At 59.2% G+C, this 2947-nt stretch carries 5 protein-coding genes; all 5 read right to left on the bottom strand.

What is annotated here, in order from left to right; all coding sequences use genetic code 11:
• Positions 1-771 (bottom strand): EAL and HDOD domain-containing protein (locus ACJWXQ_RS12185; RefSeq protein WP_406672908.1); only part of this gene is annotated, 771 nt, incomplete at its 3' end.
• Positions 772-875: 104 nt separating this feature from the next.
• Positions 876-1601, bottom strand: coding sequence for a flagellar brake protein (locus tag ACJWXQ_RS12180; RefSeq protein ID WP_406672907.1), 726 nt, complete (start codon positions 1599-1601; stop codon positions 876-878).
• A 134-nt stretch (positions 1602-1735) separates the two neighbouring features.
• Positions 1736-2257, bottom strand: a complete 522-nt coding sequence (gene flgN / locus ACJWXQ_RS12175; protein WP_406672906.1) for a flagellar export chaperone FlgN — start codon at positions 2255-2257, stop codon at positions 1736-1738.
• Positions 2258-2335: 78 nt separating this feature from the next.
• A complete protein-coding gene (gene flgM, locus ACJWXQ_RS12170; RefSeq protein WP_346049230.1) occupies positions 2336-2638 on the bottom strand; it encodes a flagellar biosynthesis anti-sigma factor FlgM in 303 nt (100 codons plus the stop codon).
• Between the two features lie 153 nt (positions 2639-2791).
• On the bottom strand, positions 2792-2944 hold the full coding sequence (gene flgA / locus ACJWXQ_RS12165) for a flagellar basal body P-ring formation chaperone FlgA (RefSeq protein ID WP_406672909.1): 153 nt from the start codon (positions 2942-2944) through the stop codon (positions 2792-2794).
• Positions 2945-2947 lie beyond the last annotated feature (3 nt).

Raw genomic sequence — 2947 nt, 5'->3', positions numbered from 1 at the left:
GTAATAGGCGGAATTGACGCAGCGAAGCAGCTTGTAGGAAAGGGCCACGTCCTGCTTGATGATGGCTTCCAGTTCCTTGGGCCCCACATCAGGGTCCTGTAGCTTGGCCAGAACCCGGAGAATGCTGAGTTTGTTGTCCGGCAGGCGCTTGCGCTCCAGCAGCTCGGGTTCGCACAGGAAATAGCCCTGGAAATAGTCAAAGCCCAGTTCCACGGCCATGTCAAAGGCCTCTTGGGTCTCGACCCGCTCTGCCACGAGCCGGGCGGGGTACTGGCGGACCTTGCTCACTTCCTCGGCCAGCTGTTCCCGGCTGCGATCGAGTATGTCGATCTTGACCAGATGCGCGAGCGGCAGAAGCGGAACCACTTCTTCACGGTATTCGAAGTCATCCAGGGCAATCTTGAAGCCCTGGTCCACCAGCCGCTCCACCGATTTCACCAGCTTGTCATCCACTTCCACGGTTTCCAGGATCTCAAGCCCCACATGGGCGCTGGATAGCGGGAAATCCGTGTCGTTGATGAGAAAGTTGCGGGTCAGGTTGAAAAAGGCATATTTGGAGCCCACCAGTTTGTCCAGACCGATTTCCAGAAAGGTATCGGTGATTACCTGAGAGGTAGCCCGGTCGCCGTCGAATACCGAGGCAATGTTGCGGCGGCTGTCCCGAAACAGGATCTCATAGCCATAGACCCGCTGCTTCTGGTCGAAGATGGGTTGCCGAGCAATGAAGAGCTGCGGAGCCGGTCCCTTGCTTGCTGCGCTTGTTTCTGCCATGAAATCAACCTGTGTCGGCGGGGTGGGGCTCACCGGGTGGTATTGACGCCAATTATGGCGGGAGGGCCATTGCAGTCTCAAGCCCCTCTGGACAAAACATCGGCTTATAGTTCGTTTTTTAGCTGCCTGCGTTGCAACTGGAAGACAAATCGCTCGATCTGACGGCGGTCACTGGCCTCCAGGCGAAGGAATCGAGCCCCCAGGCGATTGAAGGGTTTGTCACGCACTGGCTCGTTGAAACGGATTTCGACCCGGGTTTCAACCGTGGCGTCAGGAAAATCAATATGGCAGTCACAACGGCTACCGCGCTCCAGTCCATCGGCGAGCTGTTTGTTGACACGGAAACCGATGCCGGAAATCGACACGTCGACCAACACGCCCTCGAACCAGTCCCCGTCCGAATTACTCATTACCACCGGGCATTCGGGGCGAGCAGGAACTTCCACCCGGAAGGCCCGGCGCCGTTGAAGGTAGCGCAGACTATCCGGGATCGGCGCAATATAGGTGATGAAGCCATCCTGTTCCTCGCGACGACGTACCTGGACCGGAAAACGCACTTCCGCGCCATCCAGCTGCCCCGTGACCTGAAAACTCTGCTGGAGACGAACCAGTCGATCGCCATCAGTGGGGGTGAGCTCGTCGAAACTGAGTTCGCCACGCTCTATGTCCACGCCCAGCAGCATGCTGCCGAACTGATCGGAGCGGCCGCGGAAGCTGACGGTCAGCAAGGGGCGCTGGTCCCTCAACCGCAGCAGTAACTGTCGGATGCGGGCAGGGCGCTTCTCCAGCGTTTCTTCCGCCGGGGCATTATGGTCGGATCCCACTGTCACTGTAGCTTTCAATTTATGTCAAAAGGTTTTATCTATTGGGCAAAGTGTAGTCGACTCATGCTGCTATCCGTGCGCAGGGAGCCGTGCTGAGCGAAATAAGCGAGGAGCGGCATCAATACGCCGACCAGGGGCGATCAAACCCAAACATGGCGCTGACTGTTCTCGCCATCCCGGGTACGACCATCCGATCCATAGGTGGTGCTGACTTTTGTCCCCAAATCCTGCCCGCTGAGGATAGCGAGAGCCTGTTCAATCTGTCTACCCTGCAATCCGACCCGCTGACCATTATTCTGATTGTCGTGGCGTAGTTTGCCCAATTCGGCCAGCAGCTCGGTCCATTGAGTCGCGAGGCTGGATTCGCCGGCCAACTCAAGGGCCCTGGCAATCTGCTCGCCACGCCTCTCCCGGGCATCGCTTGAGGCCTGGATGTTGAATCCCTTTTCCAATGCCCCGAGCAGATATTTAAAACCCCGGTCCATGTCTTCGGCAAGCGGGATCTTTCTTGCCGCCAGATCATGGACGGCCTCGGTGTCGCGTTGGCTGAGTGCCGCGGCTTCCTGTTCCAGGAGCTGCTCAAACTGGCGCGCCAGCGCCCGAAGGGATTGCAGCCGCTGGCTGGCGAGCTGGCGGGGGTCGTGCTGGGCTTGGTCATTCACAGCGAATTCCTCCGGACGATCCAGATGGATTGGGGAGGACAGGACGAAGGAGGGCGCTCGAACGGCTTCAGCCGGGGTCTAGATTTCCCGGCTGTCGCGGATCAACGCGTCAGCGATGCGATCAGAGTCAAGCTCGTAGTCGCCACGTTCAATCGCATCACGCAGCTCGGCGACCCGTGCCTGGTCGACGCCGTCGCTTTCCGCGACGCGCTGCTCGATGGCCTGCATCTGGCGACCGGAGGCCGACAGGCTGACCCGGTCCTCTTCAGGGCGATTGCCGCTCTCGCCGCCGCCTTCACGGGTATTTTCCACCCGCTCATTGCGCCGATCGTTCTGGAGCTGGTTCTGCCCCTGGACCAGATTGTTGATGCGATCGATCATGACTTCCTCGCTCCCCCGGAAAACCCGCTTTCACCCTCCTTATCGGCCGCTTCCCGCCGGACTTGAGGGATTTTTTCGGATTTTCCGTCGCGACCTGTCCTCTATTGTACCGTCCCGGCCGCTTCCCAGGCCAGGGTCGGTCTAACTCTCGGTTCAGAAACGGATTTTTACCGTCCCTTCGCCGCTCACAACACCTTCCAGCTCCTTACCGGAACTCAGATTGCGGACCCGAATCCTTTGTCCTCGAGCCCCGTTCTGCAGGGCCTCACCGGCCATGCTCACTTCCACGGACTCACCCCGTGCCAGCAG

It is taken from the genome of Natronospira sp. (assembly GCF_007134575.1).
In the GTDB taxonomy this organism is placed as follows: Bacteria; Pseudomonadota; Gammaproteobacteria; order Natronospirales; family Natronospiraceae; genus Natronospira; species Natronospira elongata.
This window is presented reverse-complemented; position numbering and strand designations above follow the sequence as displayed.